Origin of the sequence: Maricaulis virginensis (assembly GCF_027922185.1) — a bacterium.
Lineage (GTDB): Bacteria > Pseudomonadota > Alphaproteobacteria > Caulobacterales > Maricaulaceae > Maricaulis > Maricaulis virginensis.
The window spans coordinates 1-1,169 of sequence record NZ_BSFE01000019.1 but is presented as its reverse complement, the minus strand read 5'-3'; the positions used below and the strand labels follow the sequence as shown (position 1 = coordinate 1,169).

The window sequence follows — 1,169 nt, the reverse complement described above, 5'->3', positions numbered from 1 at the left end:
TGTTCAGCCCGGGGACATCATTAACGGGTGTTCGGAGACATGGTTGACACCTTGTGGCTTGGATTTCGTCTCTTGGACAGGAGGCGGCGATGGTCTGGCGCGAGGTTTGTGCGATGGATGAGCGGCGGGAGTTTGTACGTTTGGCGCTGCAGGAGGGGGCGAACGTGCGGGCGTTGTGCCGGCGCTTCGGTGTCTCGCCTGCGACGGGCTACAAGTGGATCGAACGCTGGCGGGCGGGTGAGCGCGATCTCGCGGACCGGTCGCGGCGGCCTCGGGGGTCGCCGAACCGGACCGCGCCTCCGGTCGAACAGGCCGTTCTGAGCCTGCGCGACGCGCATCCGGCCTGGGGCGCGCGCAAGATTGTCCATGCCCTGTTACGCTCCGGCCTGCAGCCCCCGGCCGCCTCGACCGTGCACGCCATTCTGGTGCGCCATGGCCGGGTCGAGAGGCCGTCCGGATCGGCCCGGGCCACCACGCGCTTCGAGAAGGAGGCCCCGAACCAGCTCTGGCAGATGGATTTCAAGGGCTGGACACGGCTGGCCGACCGCACGCGTCTGCATCCGCTCACCATCATCGACGATCATTCGCGATATGCGATCGGCCTGGAAGCGGGCAGCCTGCAGACCCGCGCACGCGTTCAGGCTGCCCTGACACACCGCTTCACACGCTACGGCCTGCCCGAGGCCGTCTTCGTGGACAACGGCAACCCCTGGGGCGACAGCACGGGCGGGCGATGGACGCGGCTGCGGGTCTGGTTGCTCAAGCTGGGTGTCCACACGATCTATTCGCGCCCCTTTCACCCGCAGGGGCGCGGCAAGAACGAACGCTTCCACAGGACCCTGGCGGCCGAAGTGCTCGATCTCGTCGCGCTGCGCGATCTCACACATGCCCAGAACGCCTTCGATGCCTGGCGGGACGTCTATAATCACGACCGCCCGCACGAGGCGCTCGGTTTTGCCACCCCGGCCACACGCTACACACCCAGCTCACGCACCATGCCCGCCCGGCCGGCCGAGCCGGATTATGCCGAGGGTGAGATCGTGCGCCGCGTCGGTCAAACGGGCGGATACATCACCTTCAAGGGGCGTGTCTGGCGCGTCCCCAAGGCCTTCTGCGGCGAACGCCTCGCCCTGCGCCCGCTCGATACAGACGGCCAATACGCCCTCTGC

1 protein-coding gene is annotated in these 1,169 nt (G+C 67.7%); it reads left to right on the top strand.

Going from position 1 to position 1,169, the window contains the following annotated elements; all coding sequences use genetic code 11:
* Positions 1-89: 89 nt before the first annotated feature.
* The coding region (locus tag PKE71_RS17535; RefSeq protein WP_271188315.1) for an IS481 family transposase at positions 90-1,169 on the top strand (1,080 nt) is incomplete at its 3' end.